This window comes from Geothermobacter ehrlichii, from assembly GCF_008124615.1.
Classification (GTDB): domain Bacteria; phylum Desulfobacterota; class Desulfuromonadia; order Desulfuromonadales; family Geothermobacteraceae; genus Geothermobacter; species Geothermobacter ehrlichii.
On sequence record NZ_VNIB01000006.1, the window covers coordinates 1 to 26,664 of the forward strand.

Sequence of the window (26,664 nt, forward strand, 5' to 3'; positions counted from 1 at the left end):
TGGGACAACGCCCCAATTGAAAGTTTCTTTGGCAGCCTGAAGCAGGAACTGGTATTTCACCAGAGATATCCGACCCGCTTCCACGCTCGCCAGAGTATTTTTGAGTACATCGAGAGGTTCTATAACTGGCGCCGTCTACACTCAACGCTGGGCTACAAAAGCCCGGCTGAATACGAAGCGGCCTATTTTAAACTTGCAGCCTAATCCGGTGTCCACTAAACCGGGGGAAGGTCAGACGCGGGTTAACCTGTTTAGGGTCATCGTGAATTGGAGAACCCCGCCGTTTGAGTTAGACTGCGAGAACGGAGAAATTCACCATGCGAAAAAGCGGCGAACTATACGGCTCGGGAGAAGGTTGCCCTTCTCAAGCGCCATCTGATTGACAGGATTCCGATCTCTGAGGTGAAACGTGTTTCCGAAGATTATCAGCTCCGTGGCGCTCGCTTTGAGGCGGCCCCTACGGCAATGACCTCAGTTGCCGGCCTGCGACAGCTCATGGAGGTGGCCGACCAGACCAAGCTGCGCTCGGTCATCCGTCAGCATATCAAGGTCAAAAAGATCTAGAGCGGCTTTTCCGAAGACCAGTTCCTGCTCCCTTTGGTCTGCAACCTCGCTTTAGGACGGGCCGACCAGAACGACGTTGAGGATTTGCGGGCGGACCGGAAGTTGGTCAAGCACATTTTCGATCATGCCAAACTGCCTTCGGAGCGGCGGCTTCCTGGGCATCTGGCATCGTACAAAGATTCGGATCTTGCCGGCTTGAAACAGGCCAGCGCATCGCTTCGTTTGAATCTGATGTTACTGACCGATACGCCGCTGGGGAAGATCCCTCTCGATATCGACTCCCGCTGTTTTTCAAAGATCGTCTGAAACTCTAAACTTCAGATCTACAATCTACCGATGGCAAACAAAATATTCCTCAAAAGCCTTCCCAGCGGATGACACCCTCTTTCCGGGGTGGAGCCGGGGGCGTCTGGTCAGGGTAGCCAATGGGGATGATGGATACCAACTCCTTATCCGTCATCCCGAAGAGGTCGTTGATCTTCTCCTCAACGTACTTGGGACCAACCATCCAACAAGTTCCCAACCCATGAGCGTGGGCGGTGAGAAGCAGGTTCTGGATAAGTGCTGCGGCCGAGAGGAGACGATCAAAGTGCTGGACATCTGGGCGAAACCGCCCACGCTTATCTTGGGCCGTTTCACACTGAGACTCCTTGCACGGAATGTAAACAAGCAGGACCGCTGGGGCACCACCGAGATCTTTAAAAAACTGCATGGAGAGTTGAATGATTTTCTCTGGGAAAAGCTTTTCTAGGTTAGGTTGGATATGGTGTTTAGCTCCTTCCACGATAGCCACGAGCTGATCCCGCTTTTCACCCCTAACCGCAATCACTTCCCAGTCCTGCCGATTGCTACCTGATGGTGCCCACAGAGCAGTTGCAAGGATGTCCTCCAGTATCTGCCGGGAGACTTCCTGCGGTTGGTATTTGCGGATGCTTCGGCGGCCTTTGACGATGGCATCGATATCCATGTGGCCTCCTTTAATTTAATTTGGTTAAAAGCACGCGACTAATTTAGTAAAGGATTGTTTCTCTGTATCCTCACAATTCCTTGAGCATGTTACGGGCAATAATCAGTTGCTGGATCTGACTGGTCCCTTCAAAAACCCTGAACAGACGCATATCACGATAAAACCGCTCCACAGCATATTCGTGGGTATATCCGTACCCGCCATGTATCTGAACACCCCGGTCTGCAACCCTACAAACCATTTCAGAAGCGAAAAGCTTGCAACAGGAAGATTCCGTGGTAATTTTCTTCCCCTCATCGTACTTTCTTGCCGCATCCAGAACCATGCAACGGGCCGCATATGCCTCGGCCTTGCTATCCGCAAGCATGGCCTGTATCAGCTGGAATTCACCAATTACTTTTCCAAACTGCTTTCGCTCTGCCGCATAACGCACCGATTCTTCAATAATCCGCTCCGCAGCACCAACGCAGACCGAAGCAATATGCGTCCTAGATTTGTCAAGTATCTTCATAGCGGTCTTGAAACCCGTTCCTTCTTTTCCGAGCAAGCAGGAAGCCGGTACTCGACAATCGTCAAAAATCACATCACAGACATGCCCACCCTGCTGGCCCATTTTCTTTTCATTTTTGCCAAGGGAGACCCCCGGTGTATCTCTTTCCACTAAAAGGGCACTAACACCGCGCGCTCCTTTCTCTTCTGCGTTAGTCCTGGCAAATACGGTAAATAGTCCAGCCTCGGGAGCGTTTGTAATGAACCTCTTGACCCCATTGATAACGTAACTGTTGCCATCACGACGTGCGGTCGTTCGGAGTGAGGCGGCATCCGAGCCGGCGTCCGGCTCGGTCAGGGCAAACGATGCTATAATCTCCCCACTTGCCAGCTTTGGCAGATATTTCTGCTTTTGCTCTTCTGTTCCTGCAATGACTATCCCTAAGGAGCCAATCCCGACATTGGTTCCGATCATGGATCGAAATACTGGAGAGGCATGGCACAGCTCAAAAATCACGTTCACCTCTTCCTCAAGGGTCAGCCCCAGCCCCCCATAATCTTCGGGAATTGAAAGCCCAAATAGCCCTAGCTCACGCATTTGATCAACAATTTCATCAGGAATCGCGTCAGTTCTAGAAACATCCTCTTCAATAGGAATCAACTGTTCTTTAACAAATCGCGATACTGTTTCGAGCATTACGTTCAAGGTTTCTTCATCTCTGACCATTGTGTTTATCCTTTTCCGTGGTGACCGGATCAGATTTTTTCGACGGGCATCAAAATAGTCGTCCCTGAAAAATTCGATTTTTGGCCTCAGGATTTTTAAAATCTACCACCCAGGCCAACTGTCGGCTCATCAAATTGTTGCCACACAGGGGCCATGGTGTCCAATCTGGCCGGCAACTCAGATAATCTGAGCCAACATAGCTCTTTAAAAAGAAGCCAAAAGAATACCCGCAGGAGCTTTCGCAGGTTAAGCCGCACCCGGCCAGGATGGCGTTCATTTTGTCGCCATCGATCCCTTTGAGGTAATTGCGACCCATGCGCTTGTCCTGTTTTATGTGGCCGATGACTGGCTCAATGGCGCTTCGCCGTTTGAACCAGCACCATTCACTCCGCGTCATACTGCTCTTGCGCCGGTTGGCCAAGTGAACGGCTGTCTCACTCAGATGCTTCGGGTTGCCCTTGTCGCCTCGGCCACAATAGGCGTTCTTCGGGATCCAGCCGACCAGACGCGCTGCCTGCTGCAGAGCCCCCTTGAGGGTATGGCCATCAAAAGGGCTGTTGTGCAGGGCTTCGACTCCGACAATCCAGTTATCTTTGCATGTCGTTACCACCGAGACCTTGCAACCAAACTCATATTTCTTGTGCGCCTTGCCCTTGGCGATGCATTCGACTGCAGGGGTCTGCATGCTGTACAGCTTGTTTTTATCGCGCGCTGTTGGGTCAGAATCCGCTCGCCGCGGCGCAGCAGCTCTGCCAGTTGTTCATCGGGTTGCGGACAACGCCGGCGAATATCACGATACACCCGACCCAGGTAGTTCCGCAGTTTCTTCTGTTCGCGTTTGGCCCACCTCATCTGGCGAGCATGACTGTAGCGGCCGTTCATGATCATGGTCTTTTTGCCCAGGCGCACATAGCTCCATAGCGGAAAAGGGGCAATATCGACCTTGTTGGTGCAATAATGCGGTTCTGAAACGGGTTTAAATCACCCGGAACCAACGAAACACAGATTGGCAAAGATCAAAAAAATGTCTCTCGGGAGAAAAAGGTCGACTCCCGATTAGTTTTTCAACGGCCTGCTAGCATCAGCATGTGCCCCAGTTTGTCCCGCTTTGTACGCAGATATCGAATATTTTGTTCTAAAGACCTCACTTCGATAGGGACACGATCAACAACGTCGATGCCATACCCCTGAAGCCCGATCAATTTTTTGGGGTTATTCGTCAAAAGTTTTATTTTCTTCACACCGAGATCGGCCAGTATCTGCGCACCAATTCCGTAATCACGCATATCGGCCTGGAAGCCAAGTGCAAGGTTCGCCTCAACAGTGTCCTTCCCCTGATCCTGCAGTGAGTACGCCTTCAGCTTATTTATCAGACCAATGCCACGTCCCTCCTGACGCATGTAGAGGACGACCCCCCTACCCTCGGCGGAGATCATCTCCATTGCAGAGATTAGCTGCACTCCGCAATCGCAGCGGCAGCTGCCGAACACGTCGCCGGTAAGACACTCGGAATGGACTCTTACGAGTACCGGCTCTTCTCCAGAAATCTCTCCCTTGATAAGGGCCATATGATCCTTCCCATCGACATCGTTTTCAAAAGCGATGGCGCGGAAATCACCGTATCTAGTAGGCAGAGATACATCAGCAGCCCTGCGGACCAGGGATTCGTGTTTTAGGCGGTAAGCAACAAGATCGGCAATCGTACATATTTTCAGGCCATGCTCGATAGCAAACTTCTCCAACTGCGGCCTGCGAGACATCGTGCCGTCATCATTCATGATCTCACAGATAACTCCAGCTGGCTTCAGCCCGGCCAGCCGGGCCAGATCCACGGAACCTTCCGTCTGACCGGTGCGAACGAGGACCCCGCCCTCACGAGCCCGCAGAGGAAACACGTGGCCGGGTCTGGAGATGTCATAAGGGCCGCTCTCTTCAGCAATGGCAGTTAGTATGGTGTGAGCGCGGTCAGCAGCCGATATGCCCGTGGTGACTCCTGTACGTGCTTCAATGGATACGGTGAACGCAGTACCGAAAACCGAGGTGTTGTCATTGACCATTAGAGGGAGCTGAAGGTGGTCGCACTGTTCTGCCGTCAGCGTCAGGCAAATCAGTCCACGTCCAAATTTTGCCATAAAATTAACCGCCTCCGGCGTTACCATTTCCGCAGCCATACATAGGTCGCCTTCATTTTCCCTGTCTTCGTCATCGACAAGAATCACCATCTTTCCTCGGCGCACATCCTCAATTACGTCTTCTACCTTTGCACGGAACATGTATCTTCTCCTTCTTCGAATTGTAATTTTTTTAGTCAACCGTTCCAAAGCCAGTATTCAGGCCTTAACTACTAAGGTTATGAACCCAGATGGAGGTGCACCGTGACGACGAAAACGAAAAGCCGATACACGAAAGAGTTTTGTCAGAAAGCCGTCAAATTGGTTGTTGAGGGCGGCCTGTCCGCCTACGAGGCTTCCCGGCAGCTTTGTTTGCCAAAATCCACCTTGGAAAACTGGGTGAGAGCCTTCAAGGCTGGAAAGCTTGGCAATATTGGAGGCCAACAGCCCCCTTTGACCGAAGTCGAGCAGGAACTCGCCCGGGTCAAGCGTGAACTTGCCCAAGTCAAGCAGGAGCGCGACATCTTAAAAAAAGCCGCCGCGTACTTTGCCAAGGAGTCGCTGCCAAGTACGCGATGATCACAAAACTTCGATCCGAGTACGGTGTCCCACAACTCTGCCGTGTTCTGGACGTTTCGCCAAGTGGTTACTACTCCTGGCTGAAGCGTCCGGACTCACCCCGCCAGAAGGAGGAACTCCGACTTGTGATCGAAATCAAAGCGGCTCATGAAAGAACCCGTGGTACCTACGGTCCAGAGCGCCTGCAAAGAGATCTTGCCGAGCACGGCATCCAGATCGGAGTGCATCGAATTAAACGTATCCGCAGGGAACATGGCATCCGGTGTAAACAGGTGAAGAGGTTCAAAACGACAACGAACTCCAACCACAATCTGCCGGTTGCCGCCAACCTGCTGAAGCAGGATTTTGCAGCCGAAGCCCCGAATCAGGTCTGGGTAACAGACATCACATACATTCCCACCGCCGAGGGCTGGCTTTATCTTGCCGGCCATAAAGATCTCTACACTGGAGAGATCGTAGGCTACGCGATGGGCAAGAGAATGACGAAAAACCTGGTTACCCAGTCTCTTTTCCGAGCTGTTTCGGCTAAACGCCCGACAGCCGGGCTGATCCATCATTCGGATCGTGGGAGCCAGTATTGTTCTCGTGAATACCGGGATTTGCTGGAACAATCCGGCATGCGGGCTTCAATGAGCCGCAGAGGAAACTGTTACGACAACGCTCCCATTGAAAGTTTCTGGGGGGTGTTGAAAAACGAGTTGATACACCATCGCCGCTACGTCACCCGCAAGGAGGCTGTACAGGAGATTGCAGAGTACATCGAACTCTTCTACAACCGGCAGCGGCGCCAGAAGCGACTGGGGTATTTCTCACCGGCAGAATGCGAGCAGAAATATTTCAAAGAGCAAAAACTGCGTGAAGGTTTGGTGTCCGCTATTGACGACCGACCTCAGTCTTTGATCCCGGCCAGATAAAGCCAGCCTTCGTCTGTCGGAATGTAGGTGATGTCAGCCACCCATGCCTTGTTCGGCCCTGAAACATCAAACTCCTGATTCAGTAGATTCGGGGCCACGGGCAGCGTGTGGTTCGAGTCGGTCGTTACCTTGTATTTCTTCACCTGCTTGCAGCGAATGTTCATCTGGCGGCGCAGGCGTTTGATCCGGCTCAGACCGACCTCCATCTGTTCGACTTCGCGCAGTTCTTCCCGGATCTTTTCCGGACCGTAAGTGCCGCGCCCGCGATCATGGGCCGCCTTGATGGCAACCTTGATCCGCTCCTCCTCCAGCTTGCGAGCCGAGGGCTTGCGATTCTTCCAGGCGTAGTAGCCGCTTTTCGATACCTCCAGGACGCGACACATAAGGGGAACTGAAAACCCTTGGTCGCGCCGTAGCGCATCGATCATCGCGTACCTCCCCGCGGCGCCTTTGCAAGGTACGCCATAGCCTTTTTTAGGATTTCCTTCTCAAGCCGAGCCTCGGCCAGTTCTTTGCGCAGCCGCGAAACCTCGGCCTCCAGTTCGGTCACAGGTCGGCCGGAAGATACCTGTCCTTCCTGGCGATATTTCTTGATCCAGTTGCGAAGCGTCTGTTGCGACACGCTCAGCCGCCGACTGACCTCAGCCACAGTCAGCCCACCATTCTCTACCAGGCTGACGGCCTCCTCCTTGAATTCTTGTGTGTAAAACTGCCTCGGGATTCGTTCCACTGGACACCTCCTTGAGCCTCAAAGGCTATCAGGTTGGTGTCCACTTTTTCCAGCCTACCTCACAGTAGTGGGTTATCTTATGAAATGTTTACAAGCTTCTCAGTCAGAACAGGAACAAACTGCTTGAGGTCAGCTATCACAAATACATCGGCTATTTCACCGATCGGCGCATCCTTGTCGGTATTAATGGCAACTACAAATTCCGACTTTTTCATGCCGGCCAGATGCTGGATGGCACCGGAGATGCCGCAGGCCACATACAGCTTCGGCGACACGGTCTGCCCGGTAGTACCGACTTGGCGGTTGTGCTCCGCCCATTCGGCATCGACCACCGGGCGACTGGCCCCGAACTCCCCACCGAGAGCTTTGGCCAGTTGCGCAATCATCTCAATATTTTCAGGCTTGCCTATACCACGACCGGCACTGACGATCACCTCTGCCTTGGACAGATCGACACCACCGGTTTCGGCTTCCTCATAACCACAGAACACCAGCTGCACCGCAACCTCTGTGTCGATTGGCACAACGGTCGGGCTGCCGCTCGGTTCGACATCCAAACTGAAAACTCCACTTTGGAGAGTGACGACCATCTGAGTTGTTTTCACCTTGACTTCACGTCTCAACTTGCCATTGCAGACCGGGACCACCGGTACACCATTAATGATGTCGACCACTTCTGAAACATGGGCTGCATTCAGCGCCAGGGATATCCGCGGGGCCAGGTCCCAACCATACGAACTATGGGAAAACACCACCATGTCCGGCTGTTCCTTGGTGATGACATCGAGCAACATCTGCTTGTGCACCACCGGATTGAATTCGCTGTACTTGCTGCTATCAGCCAAATACAGGGTTCCGTCGTATTGCGGCAGCATGTTCTCACTGCCGACCAGGAACATGACGGAGTCGGCGCCGAGCTGCTCGGCAAAAGCGACCAGTTCGTAAGTGGAATTTAAAAGTTTTCCATCTCTATATTCAGCAACCAGTAATGCTTTCATCGTTCTCTCCTTATCGGGCCAATACGCCGATTTTCTCATCGAGGATCTTGATCAGCTGATCAGCCAGGTCACCAACATCACCCTCAAGAACCAGTCCGCCACCCTTCTTCTCTGGGAAGTACATCTTTGCAGTCTCCTGCTTGCCTTCTACCTTGAGCAATTCAGAAATCGAAATCGACAGCAGTTCCTTCCGCTTCGCTTTCATGATGTTCGGCAAGGTCGGATAGCGCGGTGTATTGAGCCCAAGTTGGCAGGTGACTAGCGCCGGGACTTTCGTTTTCACAATCGACTTGATGCCTCCTTCCAGTTCACGCTTGGCCACAATTTGACCTTCGCTGAAAGAAAAATCAACAATCGTTGTAATGCTTGGAATGCTTAGCATTTCAGCAATCAACACTCCAACCTGACCCGAACCACGATCCTGTGACTGCATGCCGGTGAAGATCAGATCAAATTTTTTTTCTCTAGCAAAGGCGGCAATGACACTGGCAATCTGAAAGGGGTCCTTCTGGTAGGCGAAATCGTCAATCAGTTGGACGGCCCGATCCGCACCCATGGCCAATGCCTTCTTGAGCGCTTCTTTGACCCGCTCAGGCCCGATGCTGAGAACCGTCACATCCGCAGCCCCAACTTGCTCCTTGAGTTGTACTGCCTGTTCAACGGCATACTCGTCATATTCGTTCATCCGCCAGGCCAGATCGGTCCCTTCGTACCAGGTGCCATCGGCGTTTACCTTGAACTTCGATTCCATATCCGGAACCTGTTTGATACATACAAGAATCTGCATCTTTAACCTCCGCATGTTTAGGAGTTGAGTTAAAAATTCCACAGAGGCGCTGAGGATTTGAGAGAGATTAAAGCGTTTTTATAGGAGAAACGCCTCCGTGGCAAAAAAACTATTTTTTACAACCGCTCGACCAAAATCTCGGCGATGTCCTTAGGTATTAGCTGCCCTTCCAGATCAGATCCTTTAACCCCGTCTTCAAACATGGTCAAACAGAAGGGACAGTTGGAAACCAGGATTGAAGGGCCAACCTGAGCAGCCATATTGACCCGCTTGATATTGATACGGCTGCCGAGTTTTTCTTCGGCCATGATTCGCCCGCCGCCGGCACTGCAGCAGAAGGACTCGGCAAAACTCTTTTCCATCTCGACAATCCTCCCGCCGGCGGCCTGAATCAGCTTTCGAGGGGCTTCATATATGTCATTGTGACGACCTAGGTAGCAGGAGTCATGATAAGTGCAGCAGATATCTCTGGTCTTGAGCTTGAGTTGCCCTGTTTTTAACAGACCTTCGAGGTAAACGGTGTAGTTCACCACCGGAATATCGAAATTGAGATCACGGTAATCCTTGTTCAGGGTATTGAAACAGTGAGGACAAGTGGTGACGATCTCTTTGACCCCATAGCTCTTGAACAGTTCAATATTCTCTGCCGCCAGTGTTTGGTAAAGGTACTCGTTGCCCATTTTGCGCATCGGCTCACCGCAGCACTTCTCCTCTTTGCCGAGGATGCCGACCTTGACCCCAGCGGCTTGGCAGAGCTTGATGAAAGCCGTGGCGATCTTGATGTTGCGTTTGTCGAAGGAGGCATAGCAGCCCACGAAGTAGAGGATGTCGACCTCGGACCCTTCGGCCAACGTTTTGATGCCCAGGTCTTCAGCCCAGTCACCGCGGTTGGCATAGCCAATCCCCAGCGGGTTGCCGTTGACTTCAGTCTGTTCCATGGCGGTCATCACCTCTTCGCCGGGAAACTCACCTTCCATCAACACCAGGTTGCGGCGCATCTCGACGATTTTGCCAACATGCTCGATATTGGCCGGACAGATTTCCTGACAAGCGCGGCAGGTTGTACAGGACCAGATGGCCTCTTTGCTGCAGGTCTCGACCAAACCGGCCTCGGGGTTGCCAAACGCTACCTCGCCAAGCTGGTTGACCAACTGCATCGGTGATAGCGGTTTGTCGGTATTATGGGCCGGACAGCGATCCTGACAGCGCTTGCACTGAGTGCAAGGTCTGTATCGAAGATATCTTTCCAGGTCAAGTCAGTGATCTTTGCAACTTCATACTGCTCTATATTTTCGTCTTCAAGATCGATAGATCCTATGATTCCTTTAGGTCTAAGGTCGGTGAAAAAGTTATTGGCGCTTGTGGTAAATATGTGCCTCAGTTTTGTGTGTGGGATGGCGGCGATGAAGCCAGCTGCAAGAAAGAAGTGGCCCCACCAGAAAATCTTATGGAGAATTTCAAGGGTTTCCTTTTGTTGTGATGCAAAAATTTCAGCAAATAACAAGCCAACCGGCGAATAGTGAGCAAGAAGACGATTGTTATCAAGTTCGGTTGCGGCAATACGTAACCCTTCGATGATGAATCCACTGAATAGTATGAGCATGAGAAGGGAATGAATTATATAGTCGTCACGTGTGGTTTCAAGCCCTTCAGGTTTTAGGACGAACCGTCTAATCATGAGAAAAAACAACATGATAATGGCTATTAGCCAAGCTAGATCCAGGACAATGGAGAAGATCTTATAAAAAAAGCCTTTCAAAAATACAACCCCTAGAAGTGGCTGGGTTAAGTCCGCCTGTAGCATTACTAACAAGGTGCCTATAAAAAGCACTCCGAACGCCAAGAAGAAGAAGGCGTGGAAGATGCCAGCAGGAAGAACACTAACAACACGACTCTGGCCTAGCGCTGTTTTGAGAAGTATTTTAATGCGGCGGGGAAGATCATTCAGGCGGTTAATGGGTTTCCCCTGCCGATAAACATCAATACGCTTCCAGAATCCCCACGCACAGAGTATGAATGCGAATATACTGATGATGTACATGGGAACAACGGCTCCATCCCCTATGTTCCAGTATATTTCACGTGTAGATTCCACTGATTTCCTCTACCCTTCAAAATGTAAAAAGTTAAAAAGCATCTTTCTTTATTACTGGCAACGAAAAGCCTGAATCCCGGTAACGTTCTGACCTATGATTAATGTATGCACATCGTGGGTTCCCTCGTACGTGTAAACAGCCTCGAGGTTGGCCATATGTCTCATAATTGGATACTCACCCATGATGCCATTGGCCCATAAAATGGTGCGGGCAGTGCGAGCAACTTGTACGGCTATATTGACGTTGTTCATCTTCGCCATGGAGTCCTGAGCAGGTGTATAAGTTTCCTTATCTTTCAAACAGCCAAGGCGCAGAGCTAACAGTTGCCCTTTCGTTATCTCTGTTACCATCTCTGCCAGTTTCTTTTGTTGCAGCTGAAATGATGCGATTAGTCGATCAAACTGGATCGGCTTAGGGAATATTCAAGAGCGGTCTGATAACAATCATCAGCAGCACCGAGGACTCCCCAGGCGATGCCGTAGCGGGCTTGTGTCAGACAGCCAAGTGGTCCTTTAATGCCTTTGGCATTCGGCAACAGACTTTTCTCCCCATCAACAATAACATTGTCAAAAACTAATTCTGACGTTACCGATGCACGTAAACTCCACTTTCCATACTTCTGGGGTGCAGAAAACCCGGTAGTACCCTTTTCTACCAGGAAGCCACGAATACCTTCGTCGGTCTTGGCCCATACCACCGCCACGTCAGCAATACTGCCGTTGGTGATCCCCATCTTCGAACCATTGATCCGCCATTTTCCCCAGCTTCACGGACCGAATGGGTACGCATACCTGAAGGATTCAACCCAAAGGTCAAGCTCTGTCAGACCAAAACACCCAACTACATTACCGCGGGTCAGTTTGGGCAACCAGTAATCTTTCTGTGCATCACTCCCATAAGCGTAGATCGGGTACATAACCAATGAACCCATAACTGAGGCAAAGCTGCGTAGCCCTGAATCGCCTCGCTCCAGTTCATACATCAGCAAGCCGTATGCAACATTGAACCGGAAAGGTCTCATTCTGGGCATGTTCGTCAATTATCGGGAGGACATTCGGGAGGACATCTTCATTCACAAAAGCGCGGGCAGTCTCCCTTACCGGATCCCTGAAGCCCCATGTAATCTGTAAAATCTACCCTTGCAGGCATAATGACTCTTCCCTTATCTAGAACCCTACATCACACCAATATCCTGCAGGTTGTCGATCTCGGCCCTTGAAAATCCCCATTCGGAGAGAACCTCCTCGTTGTGCTCACCCGGCAAAGGCGGAGGCCCTTGGATTTCTGGATGCGTTCGACTGAATCGCGGTGCTGGCGCAGGCTGAACAACCCCATCAATCTCGATAAACGTATTACGTGCCTTATTATGTGGATGTGCTGGTGCTTCATCCATATCCAGAACCGGGGCAAAACAAATATCTGTTCCCTCCATGAGAGAGCACCACTCTTCTCGCGTTTTGGTTTTAAACAGTTGCGTCAGTTTCTGCTTCAACTCAGGCCACATCTCAACATCCAGTTGTGCCTGGAAGGCAGGATCGTCAATCCCACAGGTCTTAAGGAACAAATCATAAAACTGCGGCTCGAGAGCAGCTATGCTCACATATCTTCCATCGGCACATTCGTAGCAATCATAAAAGTGAGCCCCCCCATCAAAACGGTTGGCTCCCCTCTGATTGCTCCAAATTCCTTTAGCCTTATACGCATATATCATTGCCATAAGGGTTGAAACTCCATCCGTCATGGCAGCATCAACCACCTGCCCCTCGCCAGAAGCCTTGGCTTCCAGAAGCCCGCATACAAGACCAAAGGCGAGCATCATGGCCCCACCGCCAAAATCACCCACCAGGTTCAAGGGTGGAACCGGCGGACTATCTGGACGACCAATGGAATAAAGAGCTCCAGTTAATGCTATATAATTTATGTCATGACCGGCCGCATGAGATAAAGGACCATATTGACCCCAGCCAGTCATACGCCCATAGACCAGTTTCGGATTACATTCTAAACATTGGTCAGGGCCAAGTCCCAATCGCTCCATGACACCAGGGCGAAAGCCTTCGATTAATGCGTCAGCCTTCTCGATCAACTTCAAAGCAGCTCTAACGCCCTCAGGGTGCTTAAGATTTAAAGCTACTGAACGACGCCCACGGGAAGTTAAATCCAGCCTCCCAAATCTTTTCTCCCCTTTCCGGTCTATGCGTATAACTTCTGCCCCCATATCGGCCAGCATCATCGCACAAAACGGCCCAGGGCCAATTCCTGCAAACTCGATAACTTTTATCCCTCTAAGCGGCCCCATTGAAAGACTCCATTAATTTAAGATTTTCACGTCAGATCCAGAGAGGTTTGTTTCGTTAGTAATATGATTACGCACGTATTTCGGCGCGTCCGTTGTTAAGAACCACAACATCTCGCTCACTTGTCCGTGCCCGGAAGGAAACAATATTTCCATCCAGCCACATTTCAGTACGGATCGTTTCTCCTGGGTAAACCGGTGCGGAAAACCGTACGTCAAGAGAAACGAGCCGAGTTGGATCGTAATCGCATACAGATTTAAGTATTGCATGTCCAGCTACGCCAAATGTGCAAAGTCCATGCAAAATTGGCTTCTCAAATCCAGCAGCACGTGCAACTGATGGATCAACATGAAGAGCATGATAATCTCCGCTCAGTCGATAAATCAGGGCTGAACATGGCAACGTATTGAGATCTTGGACCAAGTCAGGTTCGCGATCAGGCAAAGTGTGCACAGGCCGTACAGGACCTGACGGCCCACCAAAACCTCCATTTGCTCTGCAGAAGGTCGTTTTGGTGAGCGTACACAGCAATTCACCATTGCTTGCATCATAAATTTCTTGCTCCGTATAAAGCAGAGCCCCTTTCCCTGCCCCCTTGTCAACAATACCTGTAACCCGAGACTTACCGATGACTTCACCTTCAGGAGGAGGAAGTTTATGAATGCGCAAGCCCTGCTCACCATGAAGGATGCGTAGCCAATCGACGCCAGTGCCGGGATCCTTTAGCCATAAACCAGGATATCCTAATACAACAGGATATGTCGGTAGTGTCAGAAGCTCTTTTTCATATACAAACCGTAATTGGTGTTCGTCAGTAGGATCGATACCAAAGCCAACTCCTAATGCGTAGAGCATGGTATCTCTCTTAGTATATTTTTGCCTTACTTCAGGGATAGGCCAATTCATTAGCTTATCGAAATTAATAATTTTTTCATTTCGCATATTATTTCTCCTTTTAAACAAAACAACCAATTAGCCACATCAACTATTCAATTTTAACAACCTTTTCTCATGCTTCCATTTTCCACAAGATTCAAATACATTTTATAACATTCACGAAGAATGTGTGGTTCGTGAGCAGACTCATTATTGATACACTCCTTGGTGGCTCGATCATAATAATCTCGCAAAATAGGTTTGTAATCAGGATGAGCACATTTATCTATGATAATTTTGGCTCGATCATTCGGACAAAGCCCACGCAGGTCAGCTAATCCGTACTCAGTTACAATAACATCAACATCATGTTCAGTATGGTCAACATGAGAAACTTTCGGCACAATACTACTAATTCCTATTTTATCGGCTTTAGATGGTCTAACCGATGGTACATGCATGATAGAAAGATGTGAATTCCTAGTAAAATCGCCAGACCCTCCAATTCCATTTAGCATACGCGACCCTAGAACAAGACTTGAGTTAACGTGACCGTAAATGTCGCATTCAACCGGAGTATTCATTGCAATAACTCCAAGACGACGAATCAATTCGGGATTATTACTTATCTGAGCAGGCCTAAGAACAGATTTAGTCGCATATAGTGACAGATTTTCATAAAAGCGTTTTCGAGCATCAGCGGAAAGTCCAAAACCAGCCCCGGATACAACATCCAATTTTCCGGAATCAATTAAGTCAAGAGCGCTGTCTTGTATAACTTCTGTCCACATGCTCAAATTTTTAAACGGTCCCTTACCAAGCTCCCTGACAACACAATTCCCTATTTTACCCGTACCTGATTGAATTGGTAAAAGATTTTTAGGCAATCGTCCATTCTTTACTTCATAATAAAAAAAATCAAGTATGTATTCAGAAATAATCTCTGGTATGTCGTCTATTACTTCTAAATCTACATTCCTTCCAGGCTCTGGAATTTGTGATTCGACAACAGCAACAATCTTTTCAGTATCGCATTCGACATATGTTACACCAATTCGATCTCCGGGATTTGTAATAAGTAGAGGCTGTCTATTTGGAAGCTTTTGAGGAGTAATTATATCATGCATACCTTCGTGGCAAGGCATAACAGTATTTACTTCAATTATAATTTTATCTACAAAACGTACTAGCTCCGGGGTCACCCCAACGGCACCACCAAGAACAAGACTGCCATCCTCGTTAATGCCTACAACCTCAACAATGGCAATATCAACCTTGCCACCTCTTTCAGGAGGGGCGCTATGGTAAGTAAGATCTTGCGCATAATGAGATAAGTGCTTATCTATCATACGGATTCTGCCGCGATTTATTGATTTGCGAACACTTGCACCTGATTGATACGGATAACGAACCGTCACCATATCCAATGACGCAAAAACATTATCCATGTTTCCGCCATGGGAAGCTCCAGTGAAAACCCCGAAACGAAGTTTTCCCTGAAGATTGTTCTCTTCAACATAATCGGCCAAAAATCTAGGTATAACCTTAGGTTCATTTCCAGCAAAACCAGAAAACCCTATGTTCATACCATTTTTAAAGAACTGCAATGTATCTTCTGCCCGCATAACCTTTGATAAGAGACTCTTGTTCTTAATCCTACTTGTAAATTCTGACATTATAAGGCTCCCACGATACTACTGAATGCTAAAATTGCTCCAATACATTCCATGTTATTGATAATATATAAATTTTTTATTATTTTTATTGTTAATTTTCTTCTAAGAAATGGTGACTCTTCTGATACATTTTAAGAACAAAAGATCTTAACATCTTTTATATTTCCTGATTAAACTAACACATTGCAATTGTCATGAGTCATGTAGCCCAGGTAAATCCTGGGGATTGATTTTGTGAACCGCTCAAAGCTGTCGTTAAACACAACGGTCACCTAAAAGCAGCGGCTCCACCAACTTGAACTGATCCCGCCACCAAACCCCTGTCTTCTGCCGCCATATATACTCTCGGATGGCATGCTCATACCGGAACCGTTAGCAGGCAAAATCCACCTGGACGAGGACTTCGGCGTCGAACTCCACCAGACCGTTTATGCTCTGGATGCGACGACCATCGATCTGTTGCCGGAAGCGGGCGTCATCTATGTAATGGCTCGCGGCTATCTCGACTTCTTCCGTCTGTACCGTCTGACCAAGGCTTGCACCTTCTTCATCATTCGGGCCAAGAGCAATCTGGCCTGTCGGCGGCTCTACTCTGGCCCTGTGAACCGGGATGCTGGTGTTGATCTACGACCAGACGATCAAACTGACCGGCCACTACTCGGCGCGGTATTCCCTGGAAAAGCTGCGACGCGTAAAGGTGCGCGACTCAGAGAGCGGCAAGGCCATTGTTTTGCTGACCAACAACTTTACGCTGCCGACAGCAACAGTTGCCCAACTCTACCGCAGCCGCTGACAGATCGAACTGCCCTTCAAATGGATCAAGCAGAACCTGCGGATAAAGCGTTCTATGGTACCAGCGAGAACGCCGTGAAGACCCAAATCTGGATCGCAGTGATCGTGTACCTGCTGGTCGCCATCATGAAAAAGCGGCTCAAGATCGGGGCCAGTCTCTACACAATTCTACAGGTTCTGAGAGCCTCCTCGTTCGTGATAACCCGTTAAATCAACTACTTGCAAATTCGAGCTACGAAACCGAACTTGACAAAACACATAACAAGTTGAATTTATTTATTCACAAACTATTCCGGACACTAGTGCGGACAAATATACATCCACTATCAGATGTACGTCAGTCTGAACATTGACCTCCACAACATACAGCACATCTAATGGCAACATTCTGAATACACTAGAGAGCACTTACTAACTTCGGTTTCTTATATTAAATAGGATCCCAACTAAAAATATCTTGCGAACGATCCAGTTGGTACATATTTTTTTCAAGTGCCGGCATTGCCGTTTCAAAAATACTATCAACCGTCCATCCCTCTCCATTATGGACTGAGCGTACCGGTCGAGACTGTCCCATCAAGAATATTTCATTCATTCGAACCGCAAAGATTTGGCCAGTGATATGTGCTGCCTTATCACAACAAAGAGCTGCCGCGACAACTCCAACCTTATCTGGTGTCATGCGTTTCATTCTTTCAACACGCAACGCTTGATCGGGGGACTCTGTCGGAATAGTGGCAACCAAAGGGCTCCATGCAAAGGGAGCTATGCAATTTGAACGAACATTGTAGCGTTTCATATCGAGAGCTATTGATTTAGACAGCCCTGCGATACCAAGCTTTGCTGCTGAATAATTGGCTTGTCCGAAATTACCTATTAAACCTGATGTCGAAGTCATATGAACATATGCGCCACTGCTTTGATTACGAAAGTATGTAGCAGCGGCACGGCTAACATAAAAATATCCCCTCAAATGAACATCAACTACTTCATCGAAGTCATCTTTTGTCATTTTATGGAAAATCACATCACGAAGAATACCGGCATTGTTCACTACGGCATCGATACGTCCAAAAGCATCGACTGCCTGCTTAATCATATTATTAGCACCATCCCAACTTGAAATACTGTCCGTATTGACTACGGCTCCAACACCAAGTTCTTTTAGTTCAGTTACTACCGATTCCGCGTTCTCTTTATTGATATCATTAACAACAACACTACCGCCCATTTTTGCAATTTCGAGAGCAATAGCGCGACCTATACTACGCCCAGCACCAGTTACAACAACAGATTTACCTTCCATATGTTTTTTCATATTGTCTATCCTTTCTAGTTTAGTTGTTTACATTCGCCTACATGTTACATACTTGAACAGATTTTTAACGTTTCTTCTACTTATCTAAAAAACTGAACACTAATGTTACGCTTTACTATATTCTGCTGTTAGTTTTTGCGGTTTATGCTCCTCAAACGCCATCATAGATAAATTTCAACCATGTGAATGGCCTTAAAGATGAAACATATAGATATATGGCATTTAAACAAGATTCAATTAATGTTAAAATCCATTCCTGCGAGCATTAATTATCATTATTGCTTCACACGCCAAAATGCCCAATAATTGCAACACTCGCTACATTCATATGCGGATAACCGCCAAGGTTGTGAACCAATCCGAGCTTGGGATCTTTTAATTGCCTCTTGCCGGCCCGCCCTAAAAGTTGCAAATACATCTCATAAAGCATACGCAACCCTGATGCACCAATAGGATGGCCAAAACACTTCAAACCGCCATCTATCTGGCAAGGAATCTTGCCTTCTGAGTCATAGACACCATCTAGGACATCTTTTGCAGCACACCCGCTTTCTGACAAAAACAAGTCTTCCATAGTTACAAGTTCAGTGATAGAAAAACAGTCGTGAACCTCGGTCATACTAAGTTCATTACGAGGGTCTTTGATGCCAGCTTCCTCGTAGGCTTTAGCGGCAGCAACACGCGTAGGTTTAAGAAAAGAACCGTCCCAGTTATTGTATCCAGCTTCCTCACCATTGGACGTGGATAGCTGCAGTGCTTTGACACCGACCAAGTCCTTCTTTCCTAAACTGCGAGCGATCTCAGGGGTTGTGACTATTGCACAGGCGGCACCGTCACTCACACCACAGCAGTCGTATAAGCCTATCGGGTCCGCAATCATGGGTGCATTCAACACTTGTTCTTCAGTAATGGCCTTTTGTATATGTGCTTTAGGGTTTTTCGTTGCATTTGCATGACTTTTAACTGATACATGCGCCATCGCACGTTTCAGATCACGCATGTCAATCCCGTGAACTGCCGAATATGCCGTCGCTAACTGCCCAAACAATCCTGGAGCCGAAATGTTCGGGTAATACATGTCATTGAAAACTCCACGCGTTCTCTGGGGGAGCCCGCCGTATCCGATATCTTTTAATTTCTCAACGCCAAGAGCCAAGGCAATGTCACAAGCACCTGACGCTACAGCATATACAGCACCACGAAACGCCTCAGTAGCGCTTGCACAAAAATTTTCAACCTTCGTGATGGGAATATATGGCAAATGCAAAGCAAGACTTGTAGACAAAGATCCTGGTCCCACGTTAAATGCATCGATTCCGGTTCCCTGCCATGCAGCATCAATTTGTTTTTTTTCAATTCCTGCGTCCTGAAGACATTCATCAAAAGCCTCAATCATCAAGTCTTCAGCATTACAATCCCATCGTTCTCCAAATTTACTGCAACCGGCACCAAGGATTACAACTTTATCTTTAATTCCGCTGGCCATTATAACACCTCCGACTTTCCATTTTTACTTTAAATTTGGACGAGCCTTCCAGAAATATTTTCTAAAACCGCGCTGATCATCGATTTGTTTTATGCGATAGCATAATGATACATTTATTCCTGTATCGAACTCGTCAGGATTGACATCGGTGAAATCCATCATCATTCGTCCGCCAGGCTCAAATTCTACCATTCCAAAATAAGCTGGTGGACTGTAGTCAAAGGTTAGTCTGTCAGCTGTCCAAGATACAACACGACCTGTTACTCCGCTCAAAGGGTAATTCTCCTGAGAGTCTAAAGCGTCACAGTCGGGATTGATACAGTACCTGCGTTTAGGTATTTGGATAGTGTTACAAACCTTACATCTACCCCCCTTAAATTCGTTAACCAAGTTCCTGTTACGGTACAACGCAGGAAGATATGCCTGCTTGTCTATTTCGCTACGCTTCCCATAATCCTTTTTCAATAAACCATTAAACGATATATATTTATTATAATTTACCTCTGGTGAGCCTAAATTAAGAAAGCCCGAGACCCCACATTTGGGACGCTTGGTCTGGATGAGGTCGGTGGCCCTAAATAAAAGCACATCACATCCTTGACCAAAACCAACCACCATTATCAATTCCCCAGGCTTTGCATTTTCTAAGCATTTTGCAAACATCAATATTGGATGCGCAGCTCCAGAAATACCCACTGAATGTGACATAGTTTCCACAACTGCGCAATTCTCAACGCCGATAAGTTTGGCCACTTTACCCGCCTGATCATTTGGCACAATGAAATGATTAATATCGGCAGGACTTATCTCCGTTTTTTTCAATATTGCATCAACAGCACCTGGAATAATCTTCATGTAACCTTCGTCTCTGATCCATCGTTCTTCCCACACATAATCAAACTCACTCACCTCATTTCGATAGTGATCGATAAAATCAACCGCTTGGCTGTGCGTAGCAACAAGTTCTGCCAATATATGGTGTGTCCCTACTTTAAGAGCTGCAGCACCATCACCGTAGAGCATTTCTTCGCGAGAAGCAGAAAGAGCGCGACGATGCTCAGAAGCAACAAGCATGACCTCGCCTTTGGCCATAGCAGCAACATCTAATGCAGACAAGAGCGCTGAAGTGGCCGCACGTTGTGACGATGTGACATCCATAGTGCGGAGATTTTCTATTTTCAAATTCAAAGCTTCAGCTACGACCACAGAGTTCTGACGGTCAAGAAAAGGCATACTAGTTGAGGCCATCACTAGTGAGATCAGATTGTCATTGTTATCCTCACCCATGCAATCGGCACAGGCCTCGACCGCCATCGTGATCGCATCCTCATCCCAGTTACACATTGCTTTTTCGCCCTTGGCCAATCCATTCAGGCTAGCATCAAACCAAGCGTTTGCATCTGCTATTGATTTTCTCTGCAAGCGCAACCGGGGCAAATACCCTCCATACGCAGTAATCCCTATTTTTTCAACGTGACCAGACACCATATTCAGGCTCCTTTCAACCTAGCCGACTCTCTAATTTTTAATGCATTATTGTTAATTCTCATTTTTACTACAGAGACCGAGCAATCAGCTCCTTCATGATTTCATTAGCCCCGCCATAAATCTTTTGAACTCGAGAATCTGCATACAAATGCGCAATTGGATATTCCAACATATAACCGTAGCCACCAAAAAACTGGAAACACTCATCCACGATTTCACATTGCTTCTGGGTAAACCACCACTTAGCCATTGCGGCCGTGGTAGAATCAAGATTCCCGGCGAGCACCTCTTCTACACAGTGATCGAAAAATACTCGAGCAATCTTTGCTTCTGTTTTACATTCTGCCAACTTGAAACGAGTATTTTGGAATTCAATGAGAGGTTTTCCAAAGGCCTTACGGTCTTTGACATATTGCACTGTGAGGTCGATTGCCCTCTCTATAAAGGCAATGGCCCGCAGTGCTATATACATGCGCTCACGAGGCAATTGACCCATGAGTTGAGCAAAACCTTTACCTTCTTCGGTTCCGAGCAAATTGGATACCGGGACTCGAACGTTGTCAAAAAACAGCTCCGTTGTATCCGATGCTTTTTGACCTATTTTTTTCAATGGTTTTCCACGTGTAAAACCTTCCAATCCATCAGTTTCAACCATAACGAGGGAGATCCCCTTATGTTTCAGCTCTGGAGCGGTTTTAACCACAACACAAACAAGATCCGCAGTGACCCCGTTTGTAATGAAGGTTTTTGAACCATTGATGATATAATGGTCCCCTTCACGACGTGCACTCGTCGTTATATTTCCGAGATCGGATCCGGCGCCAGGCTCCGTCATGGCAATGGCACCAATCATCTCCCCGGTAGCCATTTTCGGTAACCATTTATTTTTCTGTTCGTCTGTTCCATACGAAAGAATATAATGAGCCAGAATACAACCATGAACATTGACATTAAAACCAGTGATACCAAGCCGGTACAACTCTTCCTGGATCACCACGTCATGAGCAAACGTACCTCCGGCACCACCATATTCTTCTGGAATACTAGGCAACAGAATCCCCATCTCACCAGCTTTGATCCAAGCTTCTCTATCTACTACACCTTGTTCGCACCAACGTTCATAGTGGGGCACAAATTCTTCCAAATAAAACTGTCGCACTGAATCTCGAAGAATTCTCAGTTCATCATCCATCCAGGTAGGCTCATTGCTTTTCATGTGTTCAACCTTCCTTTTGTTATTGCTAAACGACAATGTCGTCGGTCAACAAATCAAACATTTTCAATAATTTAAATTGCATATGAAAGCACGCATGGGCAAACAGTGCATTCAATCATCAAGAACACACTGCGATTAATTGCTCCAAACCAACTGAAGCATGTTGTTGAAATTGTAGACGGAGAAAGGGGACTGCAGCAAGGGCAGACGCAGACGCTTACAAAACCGAAATAAGCGAAATTGGCCGAAAAGGTGGGAAGCTCGTTCGTTTCGTACAAAAAAAACACCGACAACCCCTATTCGCAAATAAATTTCGGGACCGCCGATGTTTATTTTAATTCGTTTAGAATGAACTCCTAGGGATCAGTTCCAGATGGTCTTCTGGATGAAACCCTTCGGAGAATATCTAATGTTTACATTTTCGCACCATTAGATTTGTTTGTCAAGCAAAATTTATTTCGCCTCAGAGGTGGTCCCGGTTGTTCGGACAGGTTGGCGGCAGAAATAAGGTGGACAGCATTCTTGGTTTATGCCGCCAACTGGATAGTCGAGCCGGCGTAGCCGGCCCGGGATTTTTGCCAATATGCCTCATCTGGTATTTTATCGTCCAGGCTGAAATGAGGCCGCCGAGTGTTGTAGCGATCAATCCACCGCCTGATTCCTTGCCGGGCCCCGCTCCCAGTTTCGAATACTTGCAAATAGATGCATTCTTACTTGAGGGACCGCCAGAGCCTCTCGATCATCACATTGCCCTTCCAGCGCCCTTTGCCATCCATGGAGATCTTGATGCCGGCATCCTTGATGCGTTGAGGTGAACTCATGGCTGGGGAACTGGCAAACCTGACCCGTATTGAAGATCTCGGGATGCCCGTAGCGTTGCAGGACCTCTTCCAAGGCGGCAACGCAAAAATCAGCATCCATGGTGTTGGACAACCGCCAGGACAGAACCTTGCGGCTGGCCACTACCCATGATCGCCACCAGAAAGCCGCGTCGCATCGGAATGTAGCTGATGTCAGCGTGACCAAGACCCCCATCCTGGTACGGCTTAATGCACTGTCCGATTTTTGGGAACCACCTCTGTCGGCGACGAACTCATGAATTCAGCAGGTTCAATCCTCAGCAACATATTTTTTCTTGGTATCAAAATAACGCCTTCTGGCAATTTTCACGCAAGCGATAAGCGCTTCAGTTGATGGCGCCCAACATTTAGACCTAATAACTTCGCTTAATTCATCAATATCGGTCTTCAGATCAACTCCCTGTAATAATTGGCTAAAAAATGAATTAGCCACATCAGTCACAAATGTAAACTCAACATCCACAATAATATCAGAATTCACATCAACTATCATAATGACGCCCAAAAAACCATATAAACCTTGAAAGGCCGTTCCACGTGGTGCTGGTGCATATCCACTAACCATGATCGTCTCGTAATTTTTCGTATTATTTCCCATCCAACTCCTCCAAATATTTGTTTCCTCCAAGCTTTTACCGATCTCTTTATTGACGGTAGATTCTAGTTCCAAGTGCACCACATCGAGGTGAGTTTGCAAAACAGGACATGATGGGGTTTTCGGTAGTGTTGAAAGGCGAGAACGACACACCGAAAGGAGCCCACCATGTCCTACACGCATCTTACCTCAGAAGAACGATTTTCGCTTGAACTCTTGCTCCTGGCGGGCCTGAGTCTCCGAAAAATCGCCAGAATTCTCGGCCGGCACCATACAACCATCAGCCGGGAGATCCGGCGTAATACCGGCACGAACGGCATTTACTGCAGTCTGACAGCCCAGCGTTCAGCCGACCGGCGCAGGGCTCAGGCCAGACACTATCGCAGGCAACTGCATAAGCCTCTGGTCGACTATGTTGCCGAAAAGCTGAAGCTTGACTGGTCTCCGGAGCAGATTGCAGGACGACTTCGCCTGGATTTTCCAGATGATAAGCGCATGCGATGCAGTCCGGAAACCATCTATCGCTGGGTCTATCTCGATGCCCAGCAAGGCGGCAAGGTTTATCGCCACTTGCGTCGGCGACATCGCCGACGTCGCCGCCAGAAACGTTTCGGTCAAGGCCGGCGGTTCTTTGCCGGCCGCGTCAGCATTGCCGAACGGCCTGAAATTGTCGCGCAACGGCTTCGTGTTGGTGACTGGGAAGCCGATCTGATGCTTGGCAAGCCCGGCAAGGGTGCTCTGGTCACCTACCTGGAACGCAAAAGCCGCTACCTGTGTTGGCCATACGGGTGGCTGACAAATCGGCCAAGGCGTTCAATACGGCCATGGAAACCATCATGGCCGGCGTTCCCAGGCCATTGCGCCGTACACTAACCGTAGACAATGGTAAGGAGATGGCCCGATTCAAGGAACTGGAGGAAGCCACTGGCTTCCATGTGTATTTTGCCGACCCCTATGCCGCCTGGCAGCGGGGCGCCAACGTGAACGCCAACGGTTTACTGCGGCAGTACTTCTCCAAGGGATGCAACTTTCGCAAGTCCACCGAGGAGCAGATTCACATAGCCGTTTATCGGCTCAACCACAGTCCGAGAAAGTGCCTTGGCTACCGGACGCTCCATGAAGTGTTCATGAAAGCGATCTCTGGTGCACTTGCAAATTGAATTCGCCTATTTTATCAATGACCATAAAGGTGAAAGTGGATTTTGCGACAAGTTTTCCCGTTATATCTGTACCAGCAAAAACTTCCGCCTCACAAATAATCAATGTGCCACCAGGCTTAATCACTCTTCCGCGGCAAAACAAATATCCGCTTTCAGTGGAACGAAGAATATTAATCTTAAATTCTACTGAAACTACATCCTGAGTATCTCGGATAAGTGAAGTAGCTGCCCCTGTAGCTGCATGTCCAGATAATGTCACAAGTACTCCACCATGCACTCTTCCCAAATGCTGCCTGTGTATATTGGCAATCTCCAGGGAAGTATCACATCTTCCCACATCAACATCTTCTAGCTTTATGCCAAGAAGTGAAATAAAGTCCGCTTCATAAAAAATTCTATTAACAGAAAATTTATAATTAATATTATTTGTTCTCATCTCTGCCTTATCAATCAAACATATTGCTCAAAACACTGAAGAAATTAAAGGTCAAATATTTATAGTTTCATTCTTTCTTTAACCCACCCCTTGTCAAAAGGTGTCTCGTACAGCCAGAAGAATTTCATTTCGCTGAACTTCCACACCCCATCTTCTTTAATATATTTTTCCTCATAGCGGCCGCACATCCATCTCGCCTCTCCAGACAATGTTGCAGGCACATCTGCATACCATTTCCCTTCAGCATGATCACTATCGATGATATCAATAATTGGATTACTGACCATGTGAACAAAGAAAGTCATTGCCTCAGGAATAATCTCTTTATAGAACCTTGCGATTTCAGCATTTCCATCGTACTGTCCAAACTCATGGAAGTCCGCCTTCGCACCGCGAGCAAACAGGTTCACAACATCATCCATACGGTACTCATCACACAAATAACAATATGTGTATCTCAACTTTTTAATCTTCTCAATTTCCTCCAATGCAGTGACTCTTGCTTCAAGATCTTTTGAAGTCATATCCCATCTCCTCATGTTTTTTTCTTCAGTGTTTTGAGCAATAAACTCGATAAACTTTAGTGCGAAGTACCTCCCCGTCCTCTGGGCGGAATTGTTTACTCGCCGTCACCGCACAAACGGTTTATTAACTGCACAATTGTTTTGGCACGAGAGTAGACCGGATAATCAATAAATTTACCATCAACTTGAACAGCGACAAGTCCTAGTTTTTCTGCAGCTTCAAACTTATCAATTATACATAGGGCCTCCACAATTTCCTTTTCTGTTGGAGTATAACTTTCATGTATTACTGGACACTACTTTGGATGAATTGATAATTCACCAAACATACCAAGCTGTTTAGTATGTTCTAACTCATCACTTAGCCCTCTATGGTCGTTAAGATCAGGATAAACAGTATCAACTGGTGGATAAATACCAGCAGCTCGAGATGCTATTACTAAGTGTGTTCTAGCATATAACAGCCATTCCGAAGTCTTTGAATAATTGTCCCCTATATCCAGGGCGTAATCGAGAGCACCAAAAGCAGCCTGGAAATTTTATTGCTGGAGTCCGCTATTTCGTATGCGTTTAAAACCCCTTTGGCCGTTTCAATAAGGGGGATCAGATCATAATAGGACGTCAGGCGCTCTGCTATGGTCTTGACAATCTTGACGTCATCGGCCTTCGGCAACATGATCCCATCAACTTTAGCATCTATTGCAGCTTCAAGGTCTTTTTCCCACCATAATGTTCCAGCACTATTAATCCTGACATAACAGGATTTATCATGCTCAACGTTAATTGCAGAGGCAAAGGCTCTGCGAGCATTTCCTTTATCCGATATCGCAACTGCGTCTTCGAGATCTATAATAATGGCATCAGCTTCTGAATAAAGGCACTTATAAATGAACCGTTCATTGTTCGCCGGCATAAATAAAAAACTGCGGTTTAATTTCACATTCGCTCACCAAGTACAATTCTAAAGCAAAAGAAGAA

21 protein-coding genes and 6 pseudogenes are annotated in these 26,664 nt (G+C 47.7%); 5 read left to right on the forward strand and 22 right to left on the reverse strand.

Going from position 1 to position 26,664, the window contains the following annotated elements:
- On the forward strand, window positions 1-204 hold a 204-nt coding region (locus EDC39_RS07585), incomplete at its 5' end, for an IS3 family transposase (protein WP_148895786.1).
- Between the two features lie 462 nt (window positions 205-666).
- Complete coding sequence (locus tag EDC39_RS07590; RefSeq protein WP_187426703.1) at window positions 667-870, forward strand: hypothetical protein; 204 nt, start codon at window positions 667-669, stop codon at window positions 868-870.
- A 49-nt stretch (window positions 871-919) separates the two neighbouring features.
- Here EDC39_RS07590 and EDC39_RS07595 read toward each other — a convergent pair whose 3' ends face one another.
- The 4 genes and pseudogenes from EDC39_RS07595 to EDC39_RS07610 form a co-directional block, all read right to left on the reverse strand.
- Window positions 920-1,531 (reverse strand): nitroreductase family protein, encoded by a 612-nt coding sequence (locus EDC39_RS07595; RefSeq protein ID WP_148895788.1) that lies wholly within the window; start codon window positions 1,529-1,531, stop codon window positions 920-922.
- A gap of 70 nt (window positions 1,532-1,601) precedes the next feature.
- On the reverse strand, window positions 1,602-2,747 hold the full coding sequence (locus EDC39_RS07600; RefSeq protein ID WP_148895789.1) for an acyl-CoA dehydrogenase family protein: 1,146 nt from the start codon (window positions 2,745-2,747) through the stop codon (window positions 1,602-1,604).
- Between the two features lie 95 nt (window positions 2,748-2,842).
- A pseudogene (locus EDC39_RS07605) lies at window positions 2,843-3,662 on the reverse strand (IS5/IS1182 family transposase); the annotation flags it as partial.
- Window positions 3,663-3,811: 149 nt separating this feature from the next.
- Entirely contained in the window at window positions 3,812-5,020 is a 1,209-nt protein-coding gene (locus EDC39_RS07610; protein ID WP_148895791.1) for a bifunctional 3,4-dihydroxy-2-butanone-4-phosphate synthase/GTP cyclohydrolase II, read from the reverse strand.
- 102 nt (window positions 5,021-5,122) lie between these two features.
- On the opposite strand from EDC39_RS07610, the gene EDC39_RS07615 reads away from it, so the two are divergent.
- A protein-coding gene (locus EDC39_RS07615; protein WP_148895792.1) for an IS3 family transposase occupies window positions 5,123-6,351 on the forward strand; the annotation gives its coding sequence in 2 pieces (ribosomal slippage) (window positions 5,123-5,393 and window positions 5,393-6,351; 1,230 coding nt in all).
- Here EDC39_RS07615 and EDC39_RS07620 read toward each other — a convergent pair.
- From EDC39_RS07620 to EDC39_RS07660, 9 genes and pseudogenes are all read right to left on the reverse strand, one after another.
- The gene (locus EDC39_RS07620; RefSeq protein WP_148895793.1) at window positions 6,327-6,779 is read right to left on the reverse strand and encodes an IS3 family transposase; all 453 of its coding nucleotides are present in this window, start codon (window positions 6,777-6,779) and stop codon (window positions 6,327-6,329) included. The two genes, EDC39_RS07615 and EDC39_RS07620, sit on opposite strands and share 25 nt — an antisense overlap.
- Window positions 6,776-7,081, reverse strand: coding sequence for a transposase (locus tag EDC39_RS07625; protein ID WP_148895794.1), 306 nt, complete (start codon window positions 7,079-7,081; stop codon window positions 6,776-6,778). Before EDC39_RS07625 ends, EDC39_RS07620 begins: the two co-directional genes overlap by 4 nt.
- Window positions 7,082-7,158: 77 nt before the next feature.
- Window positions 7,159-8,079: an electron transfer flavoprotein subunit alpha/FixB family protein gene (locus EDC39_RS07630; protein WP_148895795.1), complete on the reverse strand. Its 921-nt coding sequence runs from the start codon at window positions 8,077-8,079 to the stop codon at window positions 7,159-7,161.
- Between the two features lie 10 nt (window positions 8,080-8,089).
- Window positions 8,090-8,866, reverse strand: coding sequence for an electron transfer flavoprotein subunit beta/FixA family protein (locus EDC39_RS07635; RefSeq protein ID WP_148895796.1), 777 nt, complete (start codon window positions 8,864-8,866; stop codon window positions 8,090-8,092).
- 116 nt (window positions 8,867-8,982) lie between these two features.
- A pseudogene (locus tag EDC39_RS15820) lies at window positions 8,983-10,961 on the reverse strand (heterodisulfide reductase-related iron-sulfur binding cluster).
- A gap of 51 nt (window positions 10,962-11,012) precedes the next feature.
- Window positions 11,013-12,095, reverse strand: a pseudogene (locus EDC39_RS15825) (acyl-CoA dehydrogenase family protein).
- Window positions 12,096-12,136: 41 nt separating this feature from the next.
- A complete protein-coding gene (locus tag EDC39_RS07650; protein WP_148895797.1) occupies window positions 12,137-13,261 on the reverse strand; it encodes a CaiB/BaiF CoA transferase family protein in 1,125 nt (374 codons plus the stop codon).
- 67 nt (window positions 13,262-13,328) lie between these two features.
- Complete coding sequence (locus EDC39_RS07655; protein ID WP_148895798.1) at window positions 13,329-14,201, reverse strand: MaoC/PaaZ C-terminal domain-containing protein; 873 nt, start codon at window positions 14,199-14,201, stop codon at window positions 13,329-13,331.
- A gap of 53 nt (window positions 14,202-14,254) precedes the next feature.
- Window positions 14,255-15,811 (reverse strand): acetyl-CoA hydrolase/transferase C-terminal domain-containing protein, encoded by a 1,557-nt coding sequence (locus EDC39_RS07660; protein WP_148895799.1) that lies wholly within the window; start codon window positions 15,809-15,811, stop codon window positions 14,255-14,257.
- Window positions 15,812-16,165: 354 nt separating this feature from the next.
- Between EDC39_RS07660 and EDC39_RS07665 the strand changes: the two genes are divergently transcribed.
- A complete protein-coding gene (locus EDC39_RS07665) occupies window positions 16,166-16,813 on the forward strand; it encodes a hypothetical protein (RefSeq protein ID WP_148895800.1) in 648 nt (215 codons plus the stop codon).
- A 220-nt stretch (window positions 16,814-17,033) separates the two neighbouring features.
- On the opposite strand, the gene EDC39_RS07670 is transcribed toward EDC39_RS07665, so the two are convergent.
- From EDC39_RS07670 to EDC39_RS07695, 6 genes and pseudogenes are all read right to left on the reverse strand, one after another.
- Window positions 17,034-17,921, reverse strand: coding sequence for an SDR family NAD(P)-dependent oxidoreductase (locus EDC39_RS07670; protein WP_148895801.1), 888 nt, complete (start codon window positions 17,919-17,921; stop codon window positions 17,034-17,036).
- Window positions 17,922-18,204: 283 nt separating this feature from the next.
- Window positions 18,205-19,407, reverse strand: coding sequence for an acetyl-CoA acetyltransferase (locus EDC39_RS07675; RefSeq protein WP_148895802.1), 1,203 nt, complete (start codon window positions 19,405-19,407; stop codon window positions 18,205-18,207).
- Between the two features lie 24 nt (window positions 19,408-19,431).
- Window positions 19,432-20,895 (reverse strand): OB-fold domain-containing protein, encoded by a 1,464-nt coding sequence (locus EDC39_RS07680; protein WP_148895803.1) that lies wholly within the window; start codon window positions 20,893-20,895, stop codon window positions 19,432-19,434.
- Window positions 20,896-20,962: 67 nt separating this feature from the next.
- Complete coding sequence (locus EDC39_RS07685; RefSeq protein ID WP_148895804.1) at window positions 20,963-22,111, reverse strand: acyl-CoA dehydrogenase family protein; 1,149 nt, start codon at window positions 22,109-22,111, stop codon at window positions 20,963-20,965.
- A gap of 527 nt (window positions 22,112-22,638) precedes the next feature.
- Window positions 22,639-23,129: pseudogene (locus EDC39_RS15570) on the reverse strand (transposase); the annotation flags it as partial.
- Window positions 23,130-23,221: 92 nt separating this feature from the next.
- Window positions 23,222-23,749 (reverse strand): DUF3870 domain-containing protein, encoded by a 528-nt coding sequence (locus EDC39_RS07695; protein WP_148895805.1) that lies wholly within the window; start codon window positions 23,747-23,749, stop codon window positions 23,222-23,224.
- On the opposite strand from EDC39_RS07695, the pseudogene EDC39_RS07700 reads away from it, so the two are divergent.
- Window positions 23,735-24,726: pseudogene (locus tag EDC39_RS07700) on the forward strand (IS30 family transposase). The gene EDC39_RS07695 and the pseudogene EDC39_RS07700 sit on opposite strands and share 15 nt — an antisense overlap.
- Here the strand turns inward: EDC39_RS07700 and EDC39_RS07705 are convergent.
- The 3 genes and pseudogenes from EDC39_RS07705 to EDC39_RS07720 all read right to left on the reverse strand — a co-directional run bounded on the left by EDC39_RS07705 (window position 24,692) and on the right by EDC39_RS07720 (window position 26,599).
- Window positions 24,692-25,180, reverse strand: coding sequence for a PaaI family thioesterase (locus EDC39_RS07705; protein ID WP_148895806.1), 489 nt, complete (start codon window positions 25,178-25,180; stop codon window positions 24,692-24,694). The pseudogene EDC39_RS07700 and the gene EDC39_RS07705 sit on opposite strands and share 35 nt — an antisense overlap.
- Before the next feature lie 41 nt (window positions 25,181-25,221).
- Window positions 25,222-25,686, reverse strand: coding sequence for a nuclear transport factor 2 family protein (locus tag EDC39_RS07710; protein WP_187426706.1), 465 nt, complete (start codon window positions 25,684-25,686; stop codon window positions 25,222-25,224).
- 296 nt (window positions 25,687-25,982) lie between these two features.
- Window positions 25,983-26,599: pseudogene (locus EDC39_RS07720) on the reverse strand (HpcH/HpaI aldolase/citrate lyase family protein).
- Window positions 26,600-26,664 lie beyond the last annotated feature (65 nt).